The organism is Vibrio sp. AH4 (assembly GCF_030710545.1).
Lineage (GTDB): Bacteria > Pseudomonadota > Gammaproteobacteria > Enterobacterales > Vibrionaceae > Vibrio > Vibrio metoecus.
Genome location: NZ_JALAIV010000001.1, coordinates 1,751,701 through 1,777,877 on the forward strand (window position 1 = coordinate 1,751,701; position 26,177 = coordinate 1,777,877).

Annotated in this window: 21 protein-coding genes and 4 tRNA genes; 13 read left to right on the forward strand and 12 right to left on the reverse strand. The window is 46.6% G+C overall.

Features of this window, described 5'->3' with window-relative positions:
- Window positions 1-13 precede the first annotated feature (13 nt).
- From thiI to MKA69_RS08290, 4 genes are all read left to right on the forward strand, one after another.
- Window positions 14-1,465, forward strand: coding sequence for a tRNA uracil 4-sulfurtransferase ThiI (thiI, locus tag MKA69_RS08275; protein ID WP_000668908.1), 1,452 nt, complete (start codon window positions 14-16; stop codon window positions 1,463-1,465).
- A 183-nt stretch (window positions 1,466-1,648) separates the two neighbouring features.
- The gene (locus tag MKA69_RS08280) at window positions 1,649-1,873 is read left to right on the forward strand and encodes a hypothetical protein (RefSeq protein ID WP_162231940.1); all 225 of its coding nucleotides are present in this window, start codon (window positions 1,649-1,651) and stop codon (window positions 1,871-1,873) included.
- Between the two features lie 188 nt (window positions 1,874-2,061).
- Entirely contained in the window at window positions 2,062-2,982 is a 921-nt protein-coding gene (locus tag MKA69_RS08285) for a transcriptional regulator GcvA (RefSeq protein WP_305847814.1), read from the forward strand.
- 22 nt (window positions 2,983-3,004) lie between these two features.
- Window positions 3,005-3,391, forward strand: a complete 387-nt coding sequence (locus MKA69_RS08290; RefSeq protein WP_001086374.1) for a DUF423 domain-containing protein — start codon at window positions 3,005-3,007, stop codon at window positions 3,389-3,391.
- A gap of 31 nt (window positions 3,392-3,422) precedes the next feature.
- Here MKA69_RS08290 and xni read toward each other — a convergent pair whose 3' ends face one another.
- The 5 genes from xni to queF form a co-directional block, all read right to left on the reverse strand.
- Entirely contained in the window at window positions 3,423-4,202 is a 780-nt protein-coding gene (gene xni, locus MKA69_RS08295; protein ID WP_305847816.1) for a flap endonuclease Xni, read from the reverse strand.
- Between the two features lie 117 nt (window positions 4,203-4,319).
- Window positions 4,320-5,678: a nucleotide 5'-monophosphate nucleosidase PpnN gene (ppnN, locus tag MKA69_RS08300; protein ID WP_305847817.1), complete on the reverse strand. Its 1,359-nt coding sequence runs from the start codon at window positions 5,676-5,678 to the stop codon at window positions 4,320-4,322.
- 218 nt (window positions 5,679-5,896) lie between these two features.
- Window positions 5,897-7,462, reverse strand: coding sequence for a GGDEF domain-containing protein (locus tag MKA69_RS08305; RefSeq protein ID WP_305847818.1), 1,566 nt, complete (start codon window positions 7,460-7,462; stop codon window positions 5,897-5,899).
- Window positions 7,463-7,572: 110 nt separating this feature from the next.
- Window positions 7,573-9,834 (reverse strand): tetratricopeptide repeat protein, encoded by a 2,262-nt coding sequence (locus MKA69_RS08310; protein WP_305847819.1) that lies wholly within the window; start codon window positions 9,832-9,834, stop codon window positions 7,573-7,575.
- A 14-nt stretch (window positions 9,835-9,848) separates the two neighbouring features.
- A complete protein-coding gene (gene queF / locus MKA69_RS08315) occupies window positions 9,849-10,694 on the reverse strand; it encodes an NADPH-dependent 7-cyano-7-deazaguanine reductase QueF (protein WP_055032054.1) in 846 nt (281 codons plus the stop codon).
- A 96-nt stretch (window positions 10,695-10,790) separates the two neighbouring features.
- Here queF and syd point away from each other — a divergent pair, with 96 nt between their 5' ends.
- Window positions 10,791-11,339: a SecY-interacting protein gene (gene syd / locus MKA69_RS08320; protein WP_305847820.1), complete on the forward strand. Its 549-nt coding sequence runs from the start codon at window positions 10,791-10,793 to the stop codon at window positions 11,337-11,339.
- Between the two features lies 1 nt (window position 11,340).
- Complete coding sequence (locus MKA69_RS08325) at window positions 11,341-12,117, forward strand: Zn-ribbon-containing protein (protein ID WP_305847821.1); 777 nt, start codon at window positions 11,341-11,343, stop codon at window positions 12,115-12,117.
- Between the two features lie 141 nt (window positions 12,118-12,258).
- Here the strand turns inward: MKA69_RS08325 and MKA69_RS08330 are convergent, their stop codons facing one another.
- Genes MKA69_RS08330 through metN form a run of 3 tightly spaced genes read right to left on the reverse strand, consistent with a single transcriptional unit; the run spans window position 12,259 to window position 14,806 of the window.
- Window positions 12,259-13,068, reverse strand: coding sequence for a MetQ/NlpA family lipoprotein (locus tag MKA69_RS08330; RefSeq protein ID WP_305847823.1), 810 nt, complete (start codon window positions 13,066-13,068; stop codon window positions 12,259-12,261).
- Between the two features lie 36 nt (window positions 13,069-13,104).
- On the reverse strand, window positions 13,105-13,782 hold the full coding sequence (locus MKA69_RS08335) for a methionine ABC transporter permease (RefSeq protein ID WP_055027494.1): 678 nt from the start codon (window positions 13,780-13,782) through the stop codon (window positions 13,105-13,107).
- Window positions 13,772-14,806, reverse strand: coding sequence for a methionine ABC transporter ATP-binding protein MetN (metN, locus tag MKA69_RS08340; RefSeq protein WP_305847824.1), 1,035 nt, complete (start codon window positions 14,804-14,806; stop codon window positions 13,772-13,774). Before metN ends, MKA69_RS08335 begins: the two co-directional genes overlap by 11 nt.
- Before the next feature lie 235 nt (window positions 14,807-15,041).
- Between metN and gmhB the strand changes: the two genes are divergently transcribed.
- The 4 genes from gmhB (at window position 15,042) to treC (ending at window position 20,034) form a co-directional block, all read left to right on the forward strand.
- Window positions 15,042-15,602, forward strand: a complete 561-nt coding sequence (gene gmhB / locus MKA69_RS08345) for a D-glycero-beta-D-manno-heptose 1,7-bisphosphate 7-phosphatase (RefSeq protein WP_001108096.1) — start codon at window positions 15,042-15,044, stop codon at window positions 15,600-15,602.
- A gap of 52 nt (window positions 15,603-15,654) precedes the next feature.
- Window positions 15,655-16,605 carry a trehalose operon repressor TreR gene (gene treR, locus MKA69_RS08350; protein ID WP_305847825.1) on the forward strand — a complete coding sequence of 317 codons (951 nt, stop codon included), beginning with the start codon at window positions 15,655-15,657 and terminating at the stop codon, window positions 16,603-16,605.
- A gap of 238 nt (window positions 16,606-16,843) precedes the next feature.
- Window positions 16,844-18,268, forward strand: coding sequence for a PTS trehalose transporter subunit IIBC (gene treB, locus MKA69_RS08355; RefSeq protein WP_055029777.1), 1,425 nt, complete (start codon window positions 16,844-16,846; stop codon window positions 18,266-18,268).
- A gap of 77 nt (window positions 18,269-18,345) precedes the next feature.
- Window positions 18,346-20,034: an alpha,alpha-phosphotrehalase gene (gene treC / locus MKA69_RS08360; protein WP_305847826.1), complete on the forward strand. Its 1,689-nt coding sequence runs from the start codon at window positions 18,346-18,348 to the stop codon at window positions 20,032-20,034.
- Window positions 20,035-20,146: 112 nt separating this feature from the next.
- On the opposite strand, the gene MKA69_RS08365 is transcribed toward treC, so the two are convergent.
- The 4 genes from MKA69_RS08365 to MKA69_RS08380 all read right to left on the reverse strand — a co-directional run bounded on the left by MKA69_RS08365 (window position 20,147) and on the right by MKA69_RS08380 (window position 20,738).
- A tRNA-Tyr gene (locus tag MKA69_RS08365) sits at window positions 20,147-20,231 on the reverse strand.
- A gap of 84 nt (window positions 20,232-20,315) precedes the next feature.
- Window positions 20,316-20,400 (reverse strand) — tRNA-Tyr (locus tag MKA69_RS08370).
- Between the two features lie 83 nt (window positions 20,401-20,483).
- Window positions 20,484-20,568 (reverse strand) — tRNA-Tyr (locus tag MKA69_RS08375).
- A gap of 85 nt (window positions 20,569-20,653) precedes the next feature.
- Window positions 20,654-20,738, reverse strand: a tRNA-Tyr gene (locus MKA69_RS08380).
- Between the two features lie 285 nt (window positions 20,739-21,023).
- Between MKA69_RS08380 and vexG the strand changes: the two genes are divergently transcribed.
- The 3 genes from vexG (at window position 21,024) to MKA69_RS08395 (ending at window position 26,086) form a co-directional block, all read left to right on the forward strand.
- Window positions 21,024-22,082, forward strand: coding sequence for a vibriobactin export RND transporter periplasmic adaptor subunit VexG (vexG, locus tag MKA69_RS08385; RefSeq protein ID WP_055032057.1), 1,059 nt, complete (start codon window positions 21,024-21,026; stop codon window positions 22,080-22,082).
- Window positions 22,082-25,192: a vibriobactin export RND transporter permease subunit VexH gene (vexH, locus tag MKA69_RS08390; protein ID WP_305847827.1), complete on the forward strand. Its 3,111-nt coding sequence runs from the start codon at window positions 22,082-22,084 to the stop codon at window positions 25,190-25,192. Before vexG ends, vexH begins: the two co-directional genes overlap by 1 nt.
- Window positions 25,193-25,549: 357 nt before the next feature.
- Entirely contained in the window at window positions 25,550-26,086 is a 537-nt protein-coding gene (locus MKA69_RS08395; protein ID WP_081020163.1) for a low molecular weight protein-tyrosine-phosphatase, read from the forward strand.
- Window positions 26,087-26,177: the final 91 nt, after the last annotated feature.

Below are 26,177 nucleotides of genomic sequence, written 5' to 3' on the forward strand. Positions count from 1 at the left end.
TGCGAATAAGCTTATGAAATTTATCGTCAAACCCCATCCGGAAATTTTTGTGAAAAGTGAATCGGTACGTAAGCGTTTCACAAAGATCCTTGAAAGCAATATTCGAATTATTGTGAAAGCCCGCACACAAGGGGTGGCGGTATTCAATCGTCGCGATCATATTGAAGTGACGGCTAACTGCGATACGTATTATGCGCAAGTGTTGGAGATTCTGACCACCACTCCGGGTATCCAGCAAATTCTGGAAGTGCAGCAGTCAACGTTCACCGATCTGCATAACATTTATGAGCAAGTGCTGGAGCTGAACCGCCCCAATATCGAAAACAAAACGTTCGTGGTGCGCGCGAAGCGTCGCGGTAAACATGATTTTACCTCGATTGAGCTTGAGCGTTATGTCGGTGGTGGCCTTAATCAAGCCGTAGCAAGTGCTAAAGTGAAACTGACCAATCCTGATGTGACCGTGCAAGTGGAAGTGGTTGATGAACTTCTGAATCAAGTGATTGCACGTCATAAAGGTTTGGGGGGCTTCCCGCTAGGTACTCAAGAAGATGTGTTGAGCCTGATTTCTGGTGGCTTTGACTCAGGCGTGTCGAGCTATCTGCACATCAAACGTGGCTCGAAAGTTCACTACTGCTTCTTCAATCTTGGTGGCCCAGCTCACGAGATTGGAGTGAAGCAAACCGCTTACTACTTGTGGCAAAAATACGGTTCATCCGCCAAAGTACGTTTTATCGCGATCGATTTTGAGCCTGTTGTGGCTGAGATTTTAGAGAAAATCGATGATGGTCAAATGGGCGTTGTGCTGAAACGTATGTTTATGCGCGCAGCCGGTATGGTGGCCGAGAAGTTTGGTATTCAAGCATTAGTGACGGGTGAAGCACTCGGTCAAGTGTCTAGCCAAACGCTGACTAACCTGCGCCATATCGATAATGTAACGGACACTTTGATTCTGCGCCCACTGATTAACTGGGATAAAGAAGACATCATTCGTCTAGCGCGTGAAATCGGCACGGAAGATTTCGCGAAAACCATGCCTGAGTTCTGTGGTGTGATTTCAAAAAGCCCAACCGTGAAAGCGATTAAAGAGAAGTTGGAAGAAGAAGAAGCTAAATTCGATTTTTCTCTGCTTGAACAAGTGGTGTACAACGCACGCCAAATCGACATTCGCGAGATTGGTAAAGAGTCACTGGAAAAAGCGCCTGAAGTGGAGCTGGTGAACAGTGCAGAAGAGAGCAACGCTGTTGTACTGGATATTCGTAGCCCAGACGAAGAGGATGAAAGTCCACTTGAGATCGCAGGCGTTGAAGTGAAGCATCTGCCGTTCTACAAGCTAGCGACCCAGTTTGGTGATTTGGATCAGTCGAAAACTTACTTGCTGTACTGCTCACGTGGTGTGATGAGCCGCTTACAAGCGCTCTACCTGCAAGAGCAAGGGTTTAGCAATGTGAAAGTGTATCGTCCATAACGCGATCGAGAATGGATGAGAACGCAGAGTTTGCTTGGCAGGCTCTGCGTTTTTTTTCGCTTTATCCCCTTCCTACTTGAAGCTGCAGCGGTGTTGGCTACGCTCGTTCACCCCAATCACATAGTTTACCTATGCTCATGGGGATTATGAGAGCCATCCTTGGCTCTCACCAAAGGCCAGCCGATGGCTGTGCAAATTTGTTCCAGACAAATTTGTCACTCTCTTGCCGCCTACCTGCAACTCCAAGTTGTTTGGGTATATAAGCTCAGTATTTACTGGCTGGAGCCAGAAAATGCAGATAAAAAAACACCGCCAAAAGGCGGTGCTAAAAATTTGACAGACAGGTCAAAAATAAATACAGGAAGTATTTGTTTTGTGGCAGGGATAACTGCACAAAACAGATGGTAGAAACTACCTAACTCGAATTTCGAGTTTGCAAACACAACATCGCAACAACTAAGCCTATTGATTTACAAGGAAATCAAGCCGTTCAGGCCGCTGCTGCGCGGTGAAATATAGATTTTCTCTGGTCGGTTAGCAACGGACAAATTATAATGTTTCAGATTAAAAAAACTAATCTTTAACCGAGTATCTCTATGTCCAGAAGATTGCCCCCCCTCAATTCGTTAAAAGTGTTTGAAGCGGCTGCTCGCCATTTGAGTTTTACCCGAGCTGCTGAAGAATTATTTGTGACACAGGCCGCAGTTAGCCACCAAATCAAAGCGTTAGAAGAGTTTTTAGGTCTGAAACTCTTTCGCCGCCGAAATCGCTCTTTACTCCTAACGGAAGAGGGGCAAAGTTATTTCCTCGACATAAAAGATATTTTCAGTTCATTAGCTGAAGCGACAGATAAATTACTTGAGCGTAGTGAAAAAGGGGCGCTGACTATCAGTTTGCCGCCGAGTTTTGCGATTCAATGGCTAGTGCCACGTTTAGCGGATTTCAACCAACAAGAACCGGATATCGATGTGCGTATCAAAGCAGTGGATATGGATGAAGGTTCACTGACGGATGATGTCGATGTGGCGATCTACTATGGACGGGGCAATTGGCCGGGTTTACGTGCCGATAAGTTATATCAAGAATTTCTGATCCCTCTCTGTTCGCCAGCTTTGCTACTTGGCAATAAGCCAATGGAGACCTTAAAAGATTTATCGCTTCATACACTGTTGCACGATACGTCGCGTAAGGATTGGAAACAATTTGCCAAAGAGAACGGGCTAGATAATGTCAATGTGAACCACGGCCCCATTTTTAGCCACTCCACTATGGTGTTGCAAGCGGCCGCACACGGGCAAGGGGTAGCATTAGGCAATAACGTATTAGCACAACCCGAAATTGATGCCGGGCGCTTAATTGCTCCGTTTGATGAAGTGCTAATGACCAATAATGCCTTCTATGTGGTTTGCCATGAAAAGCAAGCGGACGTGGGGCGGATTGCCACGTTTCGTGATTGGATGCTGAAAAAAGCGCGCAGTGAGCAAGTGGATATCTTGCAGCATGAACATAGCCATTAAGCTAAAGAAGATGAGGTAGAGGATGAACAGTAAGTATTTACTCACCATTGGGGGTATGTTGTCAGGGATTGCGGTGGGATTGGGCGCATTTGCCGCGCATGGCCTAAAAAAGATCTTAAGCCCTTATCTACTTGGTGTGTTTGAAACGGGTGTGCAGTACCAATTTATTCATGCATTGGCCTTGTTGGTTTGTGGCGTGTTATTGCTGTTACCGATTCAACCTGCTGCACAAAAAGGCTTTCGTCGTGCGGGGCTATTTTTCTTGGTTGGTATCCTTTGTTTTAGTGGTAGTTTGTATGCGTTGGCACTCACGGGTGTGAAGTGGTTTGGCCCGATTACGCCTTTTGGGGGACTGATGTTTATGCTGGGTTGGGGCTGGTTTAGCTATGCCGCGTTAAAGAGCCAGTGAGCGGCTCGTTAACGTTGGATGGGGTGCTGAACTAGTCGGCAGGCGATGGGTTAAAACGGATATCTTGCAAGTTAAAGCCTAGCTCGATATCGGTTTTTAACGTACTGATCTGCTTGCAGATTCGAGCCATCTCTATTTGTGGTTCGAGTTTTTTTCGGTATTTTTCGGCGAGTTCAGGGCTTAGATAGGCTTCTTCGATATTGCTAAATTGGTTCAAAATTTCTTTTGTGGCTTTCGGACCAATACCGGCCACGCCGGGAATTTGGCTTGAGCTTACGCCCGTTAACCCCCAATAGTCGGTTAATTGTGCTGGCGTTACCCCAAACTCTTGAGTAATAAAGGGTTCATCTAACCAGCGCTGTTGAAAGTAGTCGCGAATCTGTAAGGTTGGCGAAAGCAGTTGGCAGTAGCCTTTATCCGTCGAGATGATCGTCACTTTCTCTTGATGTGCGGCCACTTTGCAAGCCAGTGTCGCTACCAAATCATCCGCTTCATCCCCTTCTGACAGCAGAGAATCAATCCCTAATTGCCACCAAGCGTCTTGAATGGTTTCGAGCCCTTGCTGCAATACTTTCGGCATGGGTTTACGATTGGCTTTGTATGTGGGGAGTAATTCGGCGCGCCAACCACGATCAGGCAGATGGTGGTCAAACACTGCAATCATGTGGCTAGGTTGAGCTTCATTAATGATGCGTTGCAGAGTGCGGGTGGTCGTTTCTGCCGTTCTGGCTATGTCATTCGCATCGGGCTGCGCAGAGTGAACGCGACGGATCAAATTAAGAGCATCAATAATGACAAGATGAAGAGACATAACCAAAAATCATCAAAAAATAAGGGCTTGTAAGGCCCTTATTGTAATCAAATTCATCAGGATTACTACCCGTCGCCCCATCCTGTCAGTAACATCGGTCATGAGGGGATGCTTTCTTTAGGTCACGATTCGATAACAGGGTTCGTAAACGCTGCCGCCGGGCAGTTTCATACGATTTTGTGCTACGAAATCATTGAGCAGCTGATCCATTTTCTTCATCAGAATCGGATCTCCATGCATTTCAAAAGGTCCGTGGCGTTCAATCTCTCGAATTCCTTCCGCTTTCACGTTACCCGCTACCACACCGGAGAACGCTCGGCGCAGATTGGCGGCCAACACTTCTGGTCGTTGGTTCAAATGCAAATCTAAGTTCGCCATGCTTTCATGATTCGGTTCGAAAGGCAGTTGAAATTCAGGTTCAATTTTCAGTGACCAGTTAAAGCTGTAAGCATCTTCCTTATCTTTTCGATGTTGGCGAACCAGTGGCATCGCATTATTCATGATGCGAGCCGCCTCAGCCGGATTATCGATCACAATGCTGTAATGCTTACGTGCCGCTTCACCTAAAGTATCAGCGATGAATTTATCCAAAGACCGGAAATACGCTTCACTCTGTTTGGGGCCGGTTAGAACGATTGGCATTGGTTGATCGGCGTTCTCTGGATGCATCATGATGCCCAGAATATACAGCAGCTCTTCTGCCGTGCCTGGGCCTCCTGGGAAAATGATGATGCCATGTGCCATACGCACGAATGCTTCCAAACGTTTTTCAATATCCGGCATAATCACCAGTTCATTCACTATTGGGTTTGGCGGCTCAGCGGCAATAATGGAGGGCTCGGTCAGACCTAAATAGCGGTATTCACTGTAGCGCTGTTTAGCGTGACCTATGGCTGCGCCTTTCATGGGACCTTCCATCGCGCCGGGGCCACAGCCAGTACAGATGTTCAGTTCGCGTAGCCCGAGTTCATGACCGACTTCACGAGTGTATTGGTATTCGACCTCATTGATCGAATGCCCACCCCAACAGACGACCAAATTCGGCGTTGCTCCCGGAATCAGTGCGCCCGCATTACGCAAAATACCAAAGACAAGGTTGGTAATATGAGTGGCATTGGTCAGGTTTAGGCGCTGACTATCGGCCAAATGCATGTTGACGTAAACAATGTCGCGCAATACTGAAAAAAGGTGTTCTTGGATCCCTTTAATGATCTGCCCATCGACAAACGCATGTTCAGGTGGGTTAGCCAGTTCAAGCTTAATCCCCCGTTCGCGGCGCATGACCGTGATATCAAAATTTCTATATTTATCGAGCAGCTCTTTCGAGTTATCGGTATGGCTACCAGAGTTCAAAACTGCAAGGCTGCAGTTGCGGTAAAGCTGGTACAGATCGCTTGAAGCCGTTTTTTTCAGGCGTTCGACTTCCAGCTGTGAAAGCAGATCCATACTGCCTGCGGGGCTGACTTGAATAATCATAGTGTCCTCCTTCAACCTGAGGTTGAGGTCATGCCTGTGCATGATGTTGAGCATTTGTTATAAAACAAGAGTAGCAGAAATACCCAGAGAAGGGAGATAACCTCTTGATATATCTGATTTCAATCTAGAGGTATCACTTAAGGTAAGAAAATAGCACAAAGGGGTAATTGTGAAGTTGAGCACAATTTATTCATCATAATGCTCAAATAGTATGCAAATTACTTCCAGACCAACTGACTAGGGCCGATACTTTTCGCTTCATTTAAGGTGAGATTTAGGCGATCCAGCACCGTTTCTGGGGTATCTGAATCGACAAAACGAATGCTTGCCGCTGAGAGCGTGATGGTCAGATTCTTATCGCGGAATTTAAACGGCAGCTTCGACACATTGAGCTGAATTTGATGAATGATTTGATAAGTTTCATTCTCTGAGCGCTCAGGTAGTAAGAGAATAAACTCCTCTCCAGAAAAACGCGCCACCGTGTCGTTATCACTCAACTCTTTTTTAATTGTGCGGGCAATAATGCTCAGCGCTTTATCTCCAGCGGCATAACCAAAGCTGTCGTTGATCGATTTGAACTTATCAATATCAAACAGCACCACGCGTAGATTGTGCTGAGTGCGGATCCAGCGTCGATACTCGTGTTCAAGTCGCTCAGTAAAGCTACTACGGTTATACACTTTGGTGAGTGGATCGAGTTGCGCTCGTAAAGCTTGGTCTTCAAGTCGACGGTGGTAGTCTTGCGCTAAGTCAGAGAGCGCTTCCATCTGATCTTTGCTGTAGCGGATACGTTCAAGCAGGGCTTGTTCGCGCTGTTCTGCTAAGGTTAACCGTTCAGAAAGCGATGACATCTCACGCAGTAAAGGCGTCATTTTCTGCTTAAGGGCTTCTAACTCTGTTTGCTCTTTTAATGCGGTTTGACTGCGAGCGACTAGGCTGCTCAGTTCGCTGTTCATCTCTTGGCGATGAGCCATATAGCTTTGAGTTTGCTCAAGATTTTGCGCCGAACTCTTTAAGTTATTCCCAATCGAGAGATTGACTTGCTCTAAGAAAGCTTCGGCCGCTTTGCGTTCTGCATGGCTGCCATCAATGACTAGACGAAGCACTTCGAGAGTCAATTCAAGTAGGGTATGCGTGTTCACCCCAAGCAGAAGTTTGGTGCGAATATCACTCAACTGATCGCCTGACTCTCCATTAAAGTCGAGTTCAGTAATCAAATGCAGAAGATCGATAGACAAACGATGGAGTAGCTCACGATCCGCTTGCTGAGTGATTTCATTGAGGGCCAAATTTGGATTGGCGCACTGGATTTTGACAGCACGTTCATAGATTTCCAGCAAACGCAGTGCTTGTTGGGTTTTCTCTAGTGGCTGAGCGGCGGTAAAACTCAGTAGATCACGAAGATCGCGTTTGATTTTGGCTGGTAAGCCTGGCACACGCAGTAACGTTTCACCACTGTGTTGTAACTGGCTATCTAGATGACTGTTTTGTTTGTCCATGGCCAATGACTGTTGTTTCAACATGCGTTCCAGCACAGCCAGTTGAGGGATCAGCGTGCTGATGTCTTTTTGTTGTTCTAATGCAAAACAGAGCTCTTCTAAACTTTGGTTTAGTCGTTGACTACTGCCGTGACAGGTCGTAGCCAATGAAGTGACCATTCGTTTAAGAACTTGCTGCTCTCGGTTAAATTTGAACGAAGTATCCCTTTGTGTCAAACGTACTTGTTCTAACTGAGATTTCAGTTTTTGAAGCTCTGCTTGGATATCTTGTTCTAGAACGCCCATGTACAACAAACTAGATAGTAGAGGATCAATCCAGATCCTATTTATTGATTTGTCGATAATAGCAAATATTTTGCGGACGTCACTCGGTGTTTATGTCGACTGGGCAGCATTTATCCATCTTTTAATAGTTTTTTGATGTTCTCCTCATTCTTATAAGAAGAATGGACTTTGATCAGCCCCTGATTTATCGCTTGTTTGCAAGAGAGGCGAATATTCTCAGAAGCGAAACTGGCGGCAGGCGCATTCTCAATCGCTTTTAAATACACCCAGTGGCTTTGACTTTCACTAAGGCTTAATTCCCGAGCAATATGTGTCGCCATTAACAAAATATCGAGCAGTTCCTTATCATTGATGGCGGTATAAGCTCGGGGTAAAAATGGATAATCGGTGATACCGATACGAACTATCCGATTTATTTTTCGATCTGTCGCAAATTCATTCAGCCAAGATTGAATCTGGTTGAATAATGTTTCTGGGTCGCTACGTTGTTCGCCATTTTTCTCAATATAAAGCAAGCTAGCGTCAGAAAAATGATACAGCCGATTCGGCTCTTTTATTTTTTCTTTGAGAAAATCGCCAAAAGCGCGTTCTAATTCTAAACCGGCGGTGTATCCATTTTGCAGATACATGTTGCGCATGAATGGAATATCAATCAAAGCAAAACGTAAGCGATCGTTTAGAGGTTGTTGAATTAATTCTCCGAGCTGCCATTGCTCGTAGTTTCGGTGGCTGTTCTCTAATGAACTCGGTAGCTTGGCGTTGAGCATTCTCAGGTTGTTGAGGCGTGAACGTGAGTGCGTAAATAAAGTGTCATGCAGTTCAGAAATTTCATCTTGTTGACGCTGCACAATATAACCACGTCGAAAGTTGATCATAAAAAGAACTAAGCTAATCACCAGTAAGAAAAAGGCAATTTTACGTAATTGAGAAAATTGGTTTTCTGTTTCTTGCAGACGTTTTTCTTGTCCAACCAAATGCAAGGTTTGTTCAATAAATTCGCGTTGTTGGCGGAAAGCATCTTCACTGATTTGATTGAGTTTATTTTGCCTTTTTTGGGCAAGTTGTTGACTCTTTTTAAAACTCTCTAACGCTTTTGTTAGTGATCCGGTTTTCTCATATCCCAGAGAGAGTAAGCGATAAGCTTGCTCTTGCAGATAATCATCTTGAATCGACAGTCCTATCTGGAGCGCCATTTCTGCATAACGTACAGTTTCTTGGTTGATATTTTGGTAATACGCTAACCCAGAATGTAGTAGTGCAGCGTGCCCATTTAAGCGTGGAATATCGGTCATAGTGAGTAATTCTTCTGCACTGGTTAAATATTGCTCAGTGATGGGATAGTTGTAGAGCTGTAAATAGGTGGCTGCGAGATTAATTCGAATTTCAATTTCGTCACTGAGCCGCGCATTATTATTTTGATGATCGATGACATTGAAATAATGCACCAAAGCAAGATTGTATTTTCCTTGTTGGTAGTAGATATCACCCATTTGTTTGAGAACGGCAGGCAGAAAGGGGGATTGTTCATAACGGCCGTAAAAGTCAGCCGCTTGTGAAAAGTGATCCAATGCCTTATCCAATACTTGTCGGTTGAAGAAAAGCTTACCTAACAAGGTATTGGCTTTGGCTAACAGCACGCCGGAGTTACTCTCGATCGCACTCCAGTAAGCAATCAGCAATTCTGAAAGTGCAAGGTTATAACGCTCATGGCTGAGATGGTGCTCACCCAAGGCCAAGTGATATTCGATAGCAGGCTTTTCGTCTTGTAATGTCTCCAAATAAGGCTTGGCTTGGTTGAACAAGGTATCGGCTAATTCGAGATCATTGGCTTGCGAGGCAATTTCTGCTCGCAATAAGGTGATTTTGTAATCAATCCCTTTGGCAATTTGATCTGCATTTTCAATGAGTTGATATTGCTTAGTGATCTCATTTAGTGCTTGATTGGCAATGGTGGTATCGCCCCCATTTTGCCAAGTCAGACGAGTGCTCAGGATCTGCACATCCAGCAGCAAGTACGGGAGTTGATATTGTTGGGTGAGCATTTTGGCATCATGCAGCACTAATTGTGCTTGCTCATGTTCACCGAGGTTATCTAGCGCTTGCGCCAAAATCATCATGGCATCAACGGTACTGCCGGGAGTTCGCGTTCGGCTGTCGGCTTCGTCGCGGGCGATGGTTGCGGGATGCTTTTCCAACTTATCGGCTAAATGGCGATCATCGAGGTATTGCTGCGCCATTTTTTTTGCTTGCAACGGGGAGATCTCTACCAAACCATTAGCTTCATTGAGCATGGGGGAAGAATAAATGGTGGCCTGTGCCCAACTTGAAATCAGCAGTAAGCTCGCTATGGTTATCCAGCGTAGAAATCTCATCCTAAGTCGTATCCTTATTGTCGCGCCATGCGCTGGTTATGTTCCGGTGCAGACTGGCAATTCGAGCGGAATGGGTTGATGTCTAAACCTCCGCGACGAGTATAGCGAGCATAGACTGTCAACGTGTGTGGCTGACAGTAGCGCATGAGGTCTGTGAAAATACGCTCAACGCATTGTTCATGAAATTCATTGTGCTCACGGAAAGAAACAATATAACGCAGTAAGGCTTCACGGTTAATCTTGCTGCCGTGGTAAGCAATCTCTACGCTGCCCCAATCGGGTTGATTGGTGATTAGGCAGTTTGATTTGAGCAGATGGCTGTGCAGCACTTCGTGAACCTCATCACCCTGAGCGGCACCTTGCAGTAAGGTGTGATCAAATTCGTAGTCTTTAATTTCAATGTTTTGATCATCAATACACTCACCTTGCATGGTCACAATTGGCTCTGCGGTGTATTCGTGCAGGGATTTCACGTGAACGGTGACGGTTTCTCCTGCGCAAGCAGAAAGATCGTGCACCAAACGTGCTTGTACTTCATTCCAAGACTCAAAACGAGTCTGGTTGTAGCTGTTGAGGTAGAGCTTGAAGGATTTGGATTCAATCAAATTCGCGCTGGTCGCAGGAATTGAGACTTCTCCGATCGCCACTTGCGGTAAACCTTTCTGATTGAGCCAAGACAGCTCATACAGCGTCCAAATATCGCAGCCTTGAAAAGGTAGGGTTGCGCCGAGATGCAGGTCATCGCGGTTCAGACTACGAGGAACCGGTTGCAGCAAGGTAGGATCGTAGTGATTGGCATACTCGGTTTTTTTACCCAGTGTTAGGCCTGCCAGTTCTTTGGCGTCGGAATATTTGCTCATGTTTTTCAGTCGATTCAATTAGAATGTGCAGAATTTTACGCAATCCCAGTGCCAGTGTCATTAACGAGGCGGCGCAAACTCAACATGGAGATGATTATGACGCAAAGCGTAGTGCAAGCCTTGAGTGCATTCAGTCAGCGTTTTCTACAACATTGTGCACAGCAAACCGGTCAATTACCGGAAAATGACGAATTGTTGGGACTGGCTTCGCCTTGTGTAGTCGAAGAGCTAGCCGATGCGGTGCGCTGGCGTCCTGTTCATCGTGAGGTGTGGGCCGATTTCAGTCATGTTGAACGAGCGATTGAGCTGACGCTGCACGAGGATATTAAAGCGTTTTACGCCAGCCACTTTAGTGCAGATATGCCTGCGCAGTGGAGAGGGCGTGAACTGACGTTATTGCAAGTCTGGAGTGAGGACGATTTCACCCGCCTGCAAGAAAATATTTTGGGGCATCTGGTGATGCAGCGTCGCCTTAAGCAAAAACCAACCGTATTTATCGCCACCACCAACGATGAAATGGCCGTGATTGCCATCTGTAACTTGACCGGTAATGTGATCCTCGAAAAGCTTGGGACAGCGCAGCGTGAAGTGCTGACGGCCGGCCTTGCTGAATTTTTAGAGCAACTTGAACCAAAGGTAAATTGAGATGTACGTGGTTGAGTTAGAGTTTGAGTGTTTTGATAACACCACCATTAGCGCGGTGGATAAAGCGATCAATGGCTTGATGGATGCACTACGTTACAACGGACAAGTGCTGGGACGCGAGTTTCCGATAGTGCTGGGTGAGGGGGTGTTTTACGTGCGCGCCGTATGCCCAGAAAAAGAGAGTTTGCACCCGAAATTCCATTCGCAATACGTTGAAGCTTGTGTGAGCCGTTTAAGTGAGGCTTGTTTACTCGCGCCGAAAGTACGTGTGCTCGGGTTAGACATTAATTCAGAACAAGCCGCGGAAGAGGAAACTCCGAGCTGGCAGGTGCTGTACACCACGTATGTGCACACTTGCTCTCCGTTACGCAGTGGTGAAACCTTGCTGCCGATCCCGCTATACCGTAACCCACCGACCTTTAATGGTGATCATAAAGCCGTGATCAAATGGCAAACCGAATGGCAAGCGTGTGATGAGTTGCAAATGGCTGGAGCGTGCAAGGCTGAACATGCAGCACTGCATGAAATTTGCGATGTTGACAGTGATTTGTTTCGCCGAGGTTGGGACTTACGTGGCCGGATTGAATTTCTGACTAAAGTGCCAACCTATTACTATCAGTATCGGGTTGGAGGCAGTAGCCTTGCGCAAGAAAAAGCGCGCCTTTGCCCTAAGTGTGGCGGAGAGTGGTTGCTGGATGAGCCACTGCATGACATCTTCCATTTTTGTTGTGAATCATGCCGGATTGTCTCCAATATTTCTTGGGATCATTTGAAGTAGAGTCGGGAAAGAATCCACATTAACGGTCTTTCTATCTGTATTAAAAGGATCGCGGTAATAAAAAAGGTTGGCTTAAAGCCAACCTTTTTTGATGTTATTTCCAGAGTTCGTTTTCAAAGACGAACGTTTGAAATTAAACGATTACCAGCCTTTTACGGCGCCACCTTGGAAGATTTCAGACGCGGCTTTAGCGACTTCATCGGTTTGGTAGGCTTTCTTGAAGTTTTGTACGTTTTCGGCGTTCACGTTTGCTTCACGGGCAACCAAAATATTGACGTAAGGTGACTCTTTGTTTTCAACGAAGATGCCATCTTTTTCTGGGGTCAGGTTGATTGAGCTCGCGTAAGTGGTATTGATGATAGACAGAGCAACATCATCCAGTGAGCGTGGCAGTTGGGCTGCATCCAATTCTAGAATCTCAAGTTTCTTTGGATTTTCAACGATATCACGTACGGTCGCCAACAGACCTACATCTTCACGCAGTTTGATCAAACCTTGTTGTTGTAGCAGCAGTAGTGAGCGACCAAGGTTCGTTGGATCGTTTGGAACCGCAATGCGTGCACCATCTTGTAGCTCATCAACTGATTTGATCTGTTTTGAGTAACCTGCGATTGGGTAAACAAAGGTGTTGCCAACGATCGCCAGTTTGTAACCACGATCGGCGATTTGCTTATCCAGATATGGTTTATGTTGGAACGCGTTGGCATCGATAGAACCGTCATCCAATGCTGCGTTTGGCGTTACATAGTCAGTAAAAGTGACCAGTTCGACATCCAGATTGTATTTTTCTTTAGCAACTTTGGCTGCTACTTCCGCCACTTGTGCTTCAGCACCCGCCATAACACCAATTTTTACTTTGTTGTTATCCACCGCTTTTTCACCACAGCCTGCCAAAATCAGGGTTGAGGCAGCAGCAGCGATAGTCAGTAAACTTTTCAGGCTAAACTTCATGATGAACTCCTTGTTCAAAAAAGGCTTTTGTTTTGCTTATCGATGATCGACGCGGCGTACCAACGCATCACCGATGGATTGAATAATTTGCACCAGCACAATCAGCATGACCACCGTCACCGCCATGATGGTGATGTCGTAACGGTGGAATCCGTAGCGGATCGCCACATCGCCCAGACCCCCACCGCCAACGGTACCTGCCATGGCTGAGTAGCTGACCAGTGTCACGAGAGTAATTGTGACTGAGTTTAAAATCGTGGGTAGCGCTTCAGGCAGCAGTACCTTACGAATAATTTGCAGTGGCGTCGCCCCCATAGACTGTGCCGCTTCCACCAAGCCGGTTGGTACTTCAAGCAGTGCACTTTCAATGAGTCTCGCTACAAACGGAATTGCTCCAATCGTAAGAGGGACAATCGCCGCCGTGGTACCGATGAAGGTGCCGACAATCAGTTTGGTGACGGGAATGATCGCGACCATCAACACTAAAAAGGGGACGGAGCGACCTACGTTAACAATTGCACCAAGAATGCGATTGAGCGGTAGGTTTTCTAGCAAGCCATCTTTTTTAGTGGTGTGTAGAATCACCCCAAGCGGAATACCCAGTGCAAAACCGACCACGCCCGCAATCGCGACCATGTACAGCGTTTGCCATGTGGCAGTTAGGAGTAGATCGCTGTTCAGCGTAACCCATTGTGCAATCGTATTAAAGGACATAACCCAGCACCTCCACTTTTACATTGTGCTCACGTAGGTAACGAATCGCGGCTTCATCATCGTCGGCATTTCCAAAAATTTCAGCCACCATCATGCCAAACTTCACACCGCCGGCGTAATCGAGATCAGAGCTCAGAATGCTGACATCAATGTTGTACTTACGGGCAATTTGCGTCATCAGCGGGGCGTCAACAGTGGCTCCAGTGAATTCCAAACGCACCAGTGGGTAGCTCCTAGCCACGCGAGTGGGTTGCAGGCGCGCTTGGTAATCTTCTGGAATCGATAAATCCAACGTTGAGCGGATAAATTGATGCGCTAACGCGGTTTTAGGGTGGGCAAAAATATCGCCGACGGTACCATTTTCAACCAGCTCTCCACCACCAATAATCGCCACTTCGTGACAGATGCTTTTCACCACATCCATTTCATGGGTGATCAGCAAAATGGTTAGGTTGAGTTTACGGTTAATCTCTTTGAGCAGTTCTAGAATTGACTGCGTCGTCGCTGGATCGAGCGCGCTGGTCGCTTCATCACACAGCAGCACTTTAGGATCGCTTGCCAAAGCGCGGGCAATCGCCACACGCTGTTTTTGACCACCGGAAAGATTGGCGGGATAACTATCGTGTTTATCATCCAATCCAACCAGCGCCAAAAGTTCGGTGACTTTGGTTTCGATGTGTTGACGTGGCTTATCAGCAAGCTCTAGTGGTAGAGCGACGTTTTCAAATACAGTTCGTGAAGAAAGCAGATTAAAATGCTGAAAAATCATACCGATATTGCGGCGAGCCGCGCAGAGCTGCTGCTGACTTAGTGTGGTTAGGTCAACGCCATCCACAATCACTTGGCCGCTGGTCGGTTTTTCTAGCATGTTGACACAACGGATCAGCGTACTTTTTCCCGCACCGGATGAACCAATCACCCCAAAAATGGTGCCTTGTGGAATCAATAAATTGATGTCTTTCAGGGCATGGATTTCTTTATCCCCCTGATAGAACACTTTATTTACGCTTTTAATCTCAATCATGTGCAACCCTGTACTGCTAAAGGCAGAATAATCTATTAGCCTCTTACTCAATTGGTAGTCGATGCTATGGGCTTGCCGAGTTTAAGTCAATAGATATTTTTACGTCTAGACGTCTAAATGGTTGTGAGTGATTAGACGAGAACGTTATTAGATAGTGACGAAAAAAATATAGATAGTGATGAAAAAAATAAAGCGTGCAATAATTCGCGCAAAGTGACTTGAAAGAGATAGCATTTTGGCAAAACCAGCCGTATTTCTGGACCGTGATGGCGTGATCAACGTTGATCATGGTTACGTGCATGATGAGCACGATTTCCAATTCATTGAAGGTGTGTTTGAAGCGACTGCAGCTTTGCAGCGTATGGGCTATCTATTGGTGTTGGTCACCAACCAGTCCGGAATCGCACGCGGCAAATTTACCGAGGAACGTTTCATCTCTCTCACTCAGTGGATGGACTGGAACTTTGCGGATAATGGCGTTGAGTTTGACGGCATCTATTACTGTCCGCACCATGCTGAACATGGAATTGGGCAATACAAAGAAGAGTGTGATTGCCGTAAACCTAAGCCGGGCATGTTCCTTTCTGCGCGCGATTTTCTGAAAATCGACATGGCCAATTCGGTCATGGTGGGTGATAAAGCGGAAGATATGATGGCAGCCGAAGCGGCCGGCGTGGGTACTAAGATTCTCGTACGCACGGGTAAACCGGTAACTGAACAAGGTGAAGCGTTGGCAACGGTGGTGCTTGATAGTATTCGTGACGTGCCACACTATCTACTGCGAGTGAAAAAATAAGGTCGCGATAGCGGCTTTATTCCTCTCTTTTTAAATGAATATCCCACAGCACATGAATCGAAAACTGACCATTTTAGACATTGCGAGACTTTCTGGTGTCGGTAAATCAACCGTATCCCGAGTGCTGACCAATGATCCCAAAGTGAAGCCTGAAACGCGTGCACGCGTAGAGCAGGTGATCGCAGAATCGGGTTATGTGCCTTCCAAATCGGCACAAACCATGCGTGGTGGCAGCCAAAAAGTCGTGGGCATTATCATCTCACGTCTCGATTCGCCTTCGGAAAACAAAGCGGTCAGCACTATGCTGCAAGCTTTTTATGCTCACGGTTATGATGTGGTGATTATGGAGAGCCAGTTTAGCCACGAAAAAACGAACGCTCACTTAAAAGTGCTCGCCAAACGACAAGTGGATGGCGTGATCGTGTTTGGTTTTACGGATATCGACCATGATGCACTGCTTCACTGGCAACATCGCTGCGTGTTATTGGCGATGCACAGTGAGGATGTTTCCTCCATCAATTATGACAATACTGGCGTGATTGAGCGTGCCTTACAGCATTTAGCGCAAAAACAGTTACGGGATATTGCCTTTATTGGGGTTGATCCGCGTGATAAAACCACGGGTGAGCAACGGCTTAATGCTTACCTTAACTGGTGCACACAGCATAAGATTGTCGCGAATTACCAAACCGGGCAGCTACACCATGAAAGCGCCTATCAGCTAGTGGATAAAGTGCTGACTGAGCAAACTCAAGCGATTGTGTGTGCCAGTGATACTTTGGCACTCGGGGTGATTAAGCGTTTACAAGAGCTGCAACGTGATGATGTGGTGGTGACTGGTGTTGGGGGCAATGAACTGCTCTCTTTTCTATTTCCGAACATTTTTAGTGTTGACCCCGGCTATCGTGAAGCGGGCAAATTAGCTGCCGATTTACTGATCGAGCAACTGTGTGGCCCTGAAAACGGCTGTGTGCATCTAACACAGATGCCAGTATCGCGGTAACGGCCTCCTTCTTTTTTATTTATGCCCTTTGATGATTCGTGAATCGTATTGTTTCGCGAGTTTGACTCTCTTTTTACTACACTAAAATCATGCGCAAATAACGCACAATGTGATCGCATTCAATTAATGGGATTGTTCCCATTTTTATCTGTTATGCATTGTGTCAATATCGCACCAATTGATTTGGGACTGTTCCCAATTGCTACAAACATAACAATTCAATAGGGTGGACGAGGATATGAGTAAGATTGCGAAACAAGACGTTACGCGTCTTATCGAGCTGGTGGGGGGCGAAAGCAATATTGCGAGCGTTACTCACTGTTTGACACGCTTACGCTTTGTGCTGAATCAGCCAGAGCAGGCTGATAAGGCGGGCTTGGAAGCGCTTAGTATGGTAAAGGGCTGCTTTACCAATGCTGGACAATTTCAAGTCGTGATTGGTACCGAAGTCGATCACGTATACAAAATGCTGCTGGAACAAACAGGTAAACAAGCGGTTTCAAAAGACGATGCCAAAGTGGCTGCGCGTCAAAACATGAATGTGCTAGAGCGTGGCATCTCCCATTTAGCTGAAATTTTTGTACCTCTGCTGCCTGCGATCATCACCGGTGGCTTGATCCTCGGTTTTCGTAATGTGATTGGCGACATTCGCATGTTTGATGGCAAAACACTGACCGAAATCAGTCAGTTTTGGGCATCAGTTCATGCGTTTTTGTGGTTGATTGGCGAAGCCATTTTCTTCTTCCTACCTGTTGGTGTGTGTTGGTCAACCGTGAAAAAACTTGGTGGCACGCCAATTCTCGGTATTACCCTTGGGGTAACGCTGGTTTCTCCGCAATTGATGAATGCTTACTTGATTGGTAAGCAAGTGCCGGAAGTGTGGGACTTTGGGCTATTTGCGATTGAAAAAGTCGGTTATCAAGCCCAAGTTATCCCTGCCATTTTAGCTGGTGTAGTGCTGGCCTTTATTGAAAACAACTTAAGACGTATTGTCCCTTCTTACCTGTATTTGGTGGTAGTGCCGTTTGTTTCAATTATTCTCTCTGTGGTGCTTGCCCACGCCTTTATCGGTCCATTTGGTCGCGTGATTGGTGATGGTGTTGCATTTGCGGCGAAAGCGGCGATGACGGGGGATTTTGCGGTAATTGGCTCGACGCTGTTTGGCTTTCTGTATGCGCCTCTCGTGATTACTGGTATTCACCACACCACTAACGCGGTAGATCTGCAGCTGATGCAAGAGCTGGGTGGTACGCCAATTTGGCCTTTGATTGCGCTATCCAACATTGCGCAAGCATCGGCAGTAGTGGGCATCATTATCATCAGTAAAAAGCACGGCGAGCGAGATATCTCAATCCCAGCGGCAATTTCAGCCTACCTTGGGGTGACGGAGCCTGCGATGTACGGTATCAACCTCAAATACAAATTCCCGATGCTCAGTGCCATGATTGGGAGCGCCTTAGCCGCGGCGGTGTGTGGTAGTGCTGGGGTGATGGCTAACGGGATTGGTGTGGGTGGTTTGCCGGGTATTCTCTCCATTCAACCACAGTATTGGAGCATTTATCTGGTCGCGATGCTGATTGCGATTGCGGTACCAGTAACGCTGACATTGTTGATGTACAAGCGTGCCCAGCGTTCTGGCAAGTTGGCTGTATCAGCCGCCTAATTTCTTCCTGAGTGAGGAGTGGCTTTCGCCACTCCTTTTTCTGTTATTGAGTCAGTTTTTGAGTAAGTGAGAGTCGTATGAGTAGCTCAACCCAGTCCATGCCTTGGTGGAAAACCGCTGCAATTTATCAAATTTATCCGAAAAGTTTTTGTGATAGTGGTGCAAAGGGCATGGGGGATCTGCAAGGGATCATCGGCAAGTTGGACTATCTACAAAAGCTTGGGATTGATGCCATTTGGTTGACCCCAGTTTATCAGTCGCCAATGGTGGATAATGGCTATGACATTGCCGATTACTACGCGATCAATCCTGATTTTGGCACGATGCAAGATTTTGAACAGTTGTTGAAAGAAGCGCATCAGCGCGGCATTCGCATCATTATGGATATTGTCGTCAACCACACCTCAACCGAGCACGCTTGGTTCCAATCTGCACTGGGCGATCGCAATAGCCCTTACCGTGATTACTATATTTGGCGTAAGCCAGTTGACGGTGGAGTGCCAAACAACTGGCAATCCAAATTCGGGGGGAGTGCGTGGGCGCTAGATGAAGCGACCGGTGAGTATTATTTGCACCTGTTTGCCAAAGAGCAGGCCGACCTCAATTGGGAAAACCCGCAAGTACGGGAAGAGGTGAAAAAAATTATTGGTTTTTGGGCTGAAAAAGGCGTGGATGGTTTCCGGCTTGATGTGATCAACCTGATTTCCAAACAGCAAGATTTTGCCAATGATGACATCGGTGATGGGCGTCGTTTTTACACCGATGGTCCAAGAGTGCATGAGTATCTGCAAGAAGTCAGTCGCGATGTTTTCCAGCGTTATGGCAGCGTCACCGTTGGCGAAATGTCTTCAACCACCTTAGAACATTGCCAACAATATTCTGCGCTCGATGGGCGAGAACTTTCTATGGTGTTTAATTTCCATCATTTGAAAGTCGATTACCCGAATGGCGAAAAGTGGACGAAAGCGCCGTTTGATTTTCTGCAACTCAAGAAAATTTTTAATCATTGGCAAACGGGACTGAATGGTAAAGGGTGGGGGGCGCTGTTTTGGTGTAACCACGATCAGCCGCGGATTGTCAGCCGTTTAGGTGATGATCAGCAGTACCGAGTAGAATCTGCCAAAATGCTTGCGGCTACCATTCACTTAATGCAAGGCACGCCTTATATCTACCAAGGTGAAGAGTTGGGTATGACCAACCCAGGCTTTACTTCGATCAAGCAGTATCGTGATGTGGAGAGCATTAATATCCATCAGATGATGGTGCAGCAAATGGGACTTCCGGAAAGTGACATGCTGGCGATTTTGGCGCAAAAATCTCGTGATAACTCTCGTACGCCAATGCAATGGGATGCGAGCTTACATGCAGGTTTTACGCAAGGTGAGCCGTGGATTGACGTTGCGAGTAACTACCCTGAGATTAACGCACAAGCTGCGTTGGAAGATCCAAACTCAGTATTCTATTTCTATCGCCGCTTGTTATCTCTGCGGAAAAAGGTGGCCGTGATCACTGATGGTGATTACACCGATTTGCTGCCGGAGCATAAAGAGATTTTTGCTTATCAGCGCCGCAATCAGAAACAAGTATTGATCTGTTTGAACAACTATTACGGTCACGAAACCGAGTGTGTTTTGCCAGAATTACCGCTCGATGATGCGCTCTACTTGCTAGGCAACTATCCCGGGATTGAATTACAGCGCGTATTGGCGCACCAAGTGTTACGTCCATACGAAACACGCATCATCCTGATTGAGTCACCCCTATAGGATTCAATCACTTTTCGCCCCGCGCGTCGGGGCTTTTTTATGGATGCTGAAACGGAGATATTTTATTGCAGCCAACAAAAAAGCCAGCTCAATGAGCTGGCTTTTTTGTATATGGTGGAGGGGGACGGATTCGAACCATCGAAGGCGGAGCCGGCAGATTTACAGTCTGCTCCCTTTGGCCACTCGGGAACCCCTCCAGGGTGTTTTCTTTTCACTTCTGAAAAGACTTAACTGATGTTTTCCCAACGCATCAATCAAGGGTTTCTCTTACGAGAAGAATATGGTGGAGGGGGACGGATTCGAACCATCGAAGGCGGAGCCGGCAGATTTACAGTCTGCTCCCTTTGGCCACTCGGGAACCCCTCCAGGGTGTTTTCTTTTCACTGCTGAAAAGACTTAACTGACGTTTTCCCAACGCATCAATCAAGGGTTTCTCTTACGAGAGAATATGGTGGAGGGGGACGGATTCGAACCATCGAAGGCGGAGCCGGCAGATTTACAGTCTGCTCCCTTTGGCCACTCGGGAACCCCTCCAGGGTGTTTTTCTTTTCATCGCTGAAAAGACTTAACTGACGTTTTCCCAACGCATCAATCAAGAGCTTCTCTTACGAGAAGAATATGGTGGAGGGGGACGGATTCGAACCATCGAAGGCGGAGCCGGCAGATTTACAGTCTGCTCCCTTTGGCCACTCGGGAACCCCTCCAGGGTGTTTTCTTTTCACTAACTGAAAAGCTTAAGTGATGTTTTCCCAACACATCGCTCAAGTGCGGAGCGCATCTTATCAAACTCGCTCCCCCTGTAAACTGTTTTTTTAGCAAATTGAATCGAATGCTGTCTTTTTGGGCAAAGATGCAAGGAATTGAGCATTTTAGCTGCTGAAGTCACAGCGCGCCTTACACTTTTACTGGCAATCTTTACGTTCCTTGACGTTCAAGTTGCGTATAACTCGCTACAATATAAACGCATTTTCTAGACACTAAGCCAAATCATGAACAAAAACACTGTACTTTCATTGACATTATTGACGGTGCTGATGCACAGCGCCGTGTTATCCGCCAAAGAACCTTCTCAATCTCCGGCTATCTCGGTGGTGACCGAACAAGTGCAATCTCAGCAAATTTCTCAGTCGCTTTCTTTGGTCGGCAAAATCAAAGCACAACAATCGGTGGAAATTGCTCCAGAGGTTACCGGCAAGGTAAATGTGATTGCGGTACAAGCTAATCAACAAGTGAAAAAAGGCCAACTGTTGATTCAGTTGGACGATGACAAAGCTCAAGCTGCATTAGTTGAAGCAAAAGCTTATTTACAAGACGAACAACGTAAACTCACCGAATACGAGCGTTTGTTGAAACGCAATGCCATCACTCCAACCGAAATTGATGCGCAGCGTGCGCGCGTGGAAATTGGCCAAGCGAGATTGAATGCCGCACAAGCAAATCTCGCGGATTTGCATATCACCGCGCCATTTGATGGTACGGTTGGCTTTATTGATTTTAGCCGAGGTAAGTGGGTGAGTGCTGGCTCAGAGTTATTGACGCTCGACAACCTCTCCTTGATGCAGCTCGATCTGCAAATTCCAGAACGTTATCTACCACAGCTCAGCAAAGGTATGAAAGTGCTAGGAAGTAGTGAGGCTTGGCCAAATCGCCAATTTGAAGGTTCGGTGGTGGCCGTCGATTCACGCATTAATCAAGAAACGCTGAATCTGCGGGTTCGCGTCCATTTCCCGAATCCGGAACAACACTTAAAACCCGGCATGCTGATGTCAGCACACATCAGCTTCCCGGCGATGAATGCGCCGATTATTCCAGTTCAGGCTTTGGAATATTCTGGCACTAAACGTTTTGTGTACGTGATTGGCGACGATAGTGTGGCTAAACGTCGCGAAGTCAGCCTTGGTGCACGGGTTGAGAATCAAGTCGTGATTGAAAAAGGCTTAGAGATTGGTGAAAAAATTGTCGTGCAAGGCATTGTCAATCTGCGTGATAACGCGCGAGTGAGTGAAGTGACAGTGGAAGGACGTCCGCTGAAAAAGGATGACAAATAATGTGGTTGTCGGATATTTCGGTTAAGCGGCCCGTTGCGGCGCTGGTTCTGAGTATGCTGCTGTGCGTGTTTGGTGTGGTTTCTTTTACCAAGCTTGCCGTACGTGAAATGCCAGATATTGAAAGCCCCGTGGTTTCTGTATCGACGCGCTATCAAGGTGCCTCTGCCACTATCATTGAAAGCCAAATCACCAGCGTGTTGGAGGACCAACTGGCGGGCATTAGTGGCATTGATGAAATCACCTCGATTAGCCGCAATGGTATGTCGCGTATCACGGTAACGTTTGAACTCGGTTATGACTTAAATACCGGTGTGAGTGATATTCGTGACGCAGTCGCACGTGCGCAACGGTCACTGCCTGAAGAGGCGGACGATCCGCAAGTGTTCAAAAATAACGGCTCAGGTCAGGCTTCGGTCTACATCAATCTCAGTTCATCAGAAATGGATCGAACTCAATTGACCGATTACATCGAGCGGGTACTGCTCGATCGTTTTAGCCTTATTTCGGGCGTCAGCTCGGTGGATGTTTCCGGTGGTTTGTACAAAGTGATGTATGTGCGCATCAAGCCAGAATTGATGGCAGGGCGCGGCGTAACCACCAGTGATATCTCTGATGCGTTGAATAAAGAAAACATTGAAAGCCCAGGGGGGCAAGTTCGTAACGACTCAACCGTGATGTCGGTGCGTACGGCGCGCGGATACCAGTCACCGGAGGATTTTGAATATCTGGTGGTGAAGCGGGCAAGTGATGGTACCCCGATTTATCTTAAAGATGTTTCAGATGTATTTATTGGTGCAGAAAACGAGAATTCGACCTTTAAGAGTGATGGCATCGTCAACGTGAGTATGGGGATTGTGCCGCAATCGGATGCTAATCCGTTAGAAGTAGCGAAGCGTGTACATCAAGAAGTGGATAAGGTTCAGCAGTTTTTGCCGAAAGGGACACGCTTAGCCATCGATTATGACTCAACGGTGTTTATTGAACGGTCGATCAGCGAGGTATACAGCACACTGTTTGTGACCGGTGGGTTAGTGATTTTAGTGCTGTACATCTTTATCGGTCAGCTACGTGCTACGTTAATCCCTGCCGTGACGGTACCCGTTTCGCTTATCTCCGCCTTTATGGCCGCTTATTATTTTGGTTTTTCGATCAACCTGATCACCTTGATGGCATTAATTTTGTCGATTGGTCTGGTGGTGGATGATGCCATTGTGGTGGTGGAGAATATTTTCCATCATATCGAGCGGGGTGAAAAACCACTGCTGGCCGCTTATAAAGGTACCCGTGAAGTAGGTTTTGCGGTTATTGCAACCACCTTGGTGTTGGTAATGGTGTTTCTGCCGATCTCCTTTATGGATGGCATGGTAGGACTGCTGTTTACCGAGTTTTCGGTACTGCTTGCGATGGCGGTGATTTTCTCCTCTCTCATTGCGCTGACTTTGACGCCCGTGCTTGGCAGTAAACTGTTGAAAGCCAATGTGAAACCAGGCCGTTTTAATCTGTTTATCGATCGATTGTTTGCCAAGTTAGAGCGTGGTTATCGCCAAGTCGTGAGTAGGGCTATCCGTTGGCGTTGGACTGCACCATTGGTGATTATGGCCTGTATTGGCGGCAGCTATGGCTTGATGCAGTTAGTACCTGCGCAGTTAACGCCGTCAGAAGACCGCGGGGTGATTTTTGCCTTTGTTCGCGGCGCGGATGCGACCAGTTATAACCGCATGGCGGCCAATATGGACTTGGTCGAACAACGCCTGATGCCAATGTTAGGGCAAGGTTTCTTGAAATCATTCAGCATCCAATCTCCCGCATTTGGGGGGAACGCAGGTGACCAAACCGGCTTTGTGATCATGATTTTGGATGACTGGAATGAACGTAGCGTGACCGCCCAAGAAGCCTTAGGCCAAGTGCGTAAAGCGTTAGCGGGTATTCCCGATGTTCGTGTGTTTCCATTCATGCCCGGATTTAGAGGGGGATCGAATGAGCCTGTGCAGTTTGTTCTCGGAGGGTCGGACTATTCTGAACTGAAGAATTGGGCTGAAAAGCTCGAAGCGGAAGCGGAAAAATCGCCGTTTATGACAGGGGCCGACATCGATTACTCAGAAAAAACACCAGAACTGGTCGTGACGATTGATAAGCAGCGTGCTGCTGAGTTAGGGATCAGCGTAAAATCGATCTCCGATACTTTAGAAGTGATGCTCGGCGGTAAAAAAGTCACCACCTTTGTGGAACGTGGTGAAGAGTATGATGTGTATCTGCGTGGTGATGAAAACAGCTTTAACAATGCGGCGGATCTCAGCCAAATCTATATGCGTACCTCGACCGGCGATTTAGTGACTCTGGATACCGTAACGCGGATTGATGAGGTTGCCTCAGCCATTCGTCTGGCGCACTACAACAAACAGAAATCCATTACCGTTACGGCAAACTTAGAAGCGGGATATACCCTAGGTCAAGCGCTGAACTTTCTTGATCAAAAAGCTCAAGAGATGTTGCCAAGTGATATCTCGGTGAGTTACTCGGGAGAGTCAAAGGATTTCAAAGAGAACCAATCGAGTGTCGCGATCGTGTTTGCTTTGGCTCTGCTGGTTGCGTACTTGGTGCTGGCTGCGCAGTTTGAAAGCTTTATCAACCCATTAGTGGTGATGCTGACGGTGCCGATGGGGGTGTTTGGAGGCTTCCTTGGCCTCTTCGTCATGGGGCAAGGGATGAACATCTACAGCCAGATTGGCATGATCATGTTGATCGGTATGGTGACCAAAAACGGTATTTTGATTGTTGAATTTGCTAACCAGTTACGTGATCGTGGTGTCGAGTTTGAAAAAGCGATCATTGATGCGTCTGCTCGCCGTTTACGCCCAATTCTGATGACGGCATTTACGACGCTTGCGGGTTCTATTCCTTTGATTATCTCGACAGGTGCAGGCTATGAAAGCCGCATTGCTGTCGGTACGGTGATTTTCTTTGGGATGGGCTTTGCAACCTTGGTTACCTTATTAGTCATACCGGCAATGTATCGATTAATTTCGGGTTCAACCCAAGCGCCTGGTCACGTTGAAGCGGAGCTCAATCATGAGCTGCAGCAAGATGTAAAAGGCCGTGCTCAGCACTAATTTTAGTTATATCCACACCATCGCTTTGTGCGGTGGTGTGTTTTATCCCTTCCCAATCACGTTGTGAAACAATCGTATTCATTTCCAATTCCCGCAGCGCTTTTAGGCTCCCGATCATCATTACGTTTAATTAAGTTATTTTATTTATGTCAATAACCATCACTAAGTAAATTTAGCTTGTCGTATTTTTGATTCAAATTGCCAAGTTTTTATATAAGCTCGGGAAGCAAAACTACTTTTATTTTACTGCTTTAGTTCTAATTAATTCTTGGCTCAATTATGAGACACGCATTGTCGGTCGGCTTAGGATAACCTTATAGCCAGTTTAGTGTGTATTGTTTGAACCATTGCCCTCTGATGCCTAATTTATTGGATACGAAAAATAAGCCTTTATCGATACTGGTAGTGTGTACCGGTAACTTATGTCGATCTCCGATGGCTGAGATTATTCTGCGAGAAAAAATTCGACAGCAGAAATTAAATATCTCTGTGAGCAGTGCTGGCACAATAAAAATGAAGGGTAAAACCACTCCGGATGAAAAGGCTCTGCAAGCATTACAGAGTCAAGGATATTGTTTGGCGGTGAGCCAGGTTAGACAAATCACGCAACAAGACTTCCTCGATTACGATCTTATCTATGCGATGGATAAAACCAACCTCGCCGACTTAATTGATCTATGTCCTCTATCTTGTCGGAGTAAGCTTGGGTTGTTTCTCTCATATGCAGCAACCACAGAAAAAGAAGTACCAGACCCTTACCAACGCAATATGACGGTATTTCATCAAACCGCGGCATTGATAGAAGCGGGAGCACAAGCTTTGATTGAATACTGGGGAAAAAATGGTATGGCGACCTCGAAGAATGCCATCACCAACCAAGAGAGTATGGCTTGATGGGGAGAAAGGACGTGAATAACACTTAGTGTCATCGGCCTTATTTTACGTAAGTCTTGGTTTTATTGGCGATAACCTCAAGAACATATGG

Coding starts and splice junctions, on each gene's coding strand:
- MKA69_RS08280 (WP_162231940.1), top strand. CDS start 1,649: ATGGCTGTGCAAATTTGTTCCAGACAAATTTGTCACTCTCTTGCCGCC.
- MKA69_RS08290 (WP_001086374.1), top strand. CDS start 3,005: ATGAACAGTAAGTATTTACTCACCATTGGGGGTATGTTGTCAGGGATT.
- treB (WP_055029777.1), top strand. CDS start 16,844: ATGAGTAAGATTGCGAAACAAGACGTTACGCGTCTTATCGAGCTGGTG.
- vexH (WP_305847827.1), top strand. CDS start 22,082: ATGTGGTTGTCGGATATTTCGGTTAAGCGGCCCGTTGCGGCGCTGGTT.
- metN (WP_305847824.1), bottom strand. CDS start 14,806: ATGATTGAGATTAAAAGCGTAAATAAAGTGTTCTATCAGGGGGATAAA.
- xni (WP_305847816.1), bottom strand. CDS start 4,202: ATGTCTCTTCATCTTGTCATTATTGATGCTCTTAATTTGATCCGTCGC.
- MKA69_RS08335 (WP_055027494.1), bottom strand. CDS start 13,782: ATGTCCTTTAATACGATTGCACAATGGGTTACGCTGAACAGCGATCTA.
- MKA69_RS08310 (WP_305847819.1), bottom strand. CDS start 9,834: ATGAGATTTCTACGCTGGATAACCATAGCGAGCTTACTGCTGATTTCA.
- ppnN (WP_305847817.1), bottom strand. CDS start 5,678: ATGATTATTCAAGTCAGCCCCGCAGGCAGTATGGATCTGCTTTCACAG.
- MKA69_RS08285 (WP_305847814.1), top strand. CDS start 2,062: ATGTCCAGAAGATTGCCCCCCCTCAATTCGTTAAAAGTGTTTGAAGCG.
- MKA69_RS08305 (WP_305847818.1), bottom strand. CDS start 7,462: ATGGGCGTTCTAGAACAAGATATCCAAGCAGAGCTTCAAAAACTGAAA.
- thiI (WP_000668908.1), top strand. CDS start 14: ATGAAATTTATCGTCAAACCCCATCCGGAAATTTTTGTGAAAAGTGAA.
- vexG (WP_055032057.1), top strand. CDS start 21,024: ATGAACAAAAACACTGTACTTTCATTGACATTATTGACGGTGCTGATG.
- treC (WP_305847826.1), top strand. CDS start 18,346: ATGAGTAGCTCAACCCAGTCCATGCCTTGGTGGAAAACCGCTGCAATT.
- MKA69_RS08395 (WP_081020163.1), top strand. CDS start 25,550: ATGCCTAATTTATTGGATACGAAAAATAAGCCTTTATCGATACTGGTA.
- treR (WP_305847825.1), top strand. CDS start 15,655: ATGAATCGAAAACTGACCATTTTAGACATTGCGAGACTTTCTGGTGTC.
- queF (WP_055032054.1), bottom strand. CDS start 10,694: ATGAGCAAATATTCCGACGCCAAAGAACTGGCAGGCCTAACACTGGGT.
- syd (WP_305847820.1), top strand. CDS start 10,791: ATGACGCAAAGCGTAGTGCAAGCCTTGAGTGCATTCAGTCAGCGTTTT.
- MKA69_RS08330 (WP_305847823.1), bottom strand. CDS start 13,068: ATGAAGTTTAGCCTGAAAAGTTTACTGACTATCGCTGCTGCTGCCTCA.
- MKA69_RS08325 (WP_305847821.1), top strand. CDS start 11,341: ATGTACGTGGTTGAGTTAGAGTTTGAGTGTTTTGATAACACCACCATT.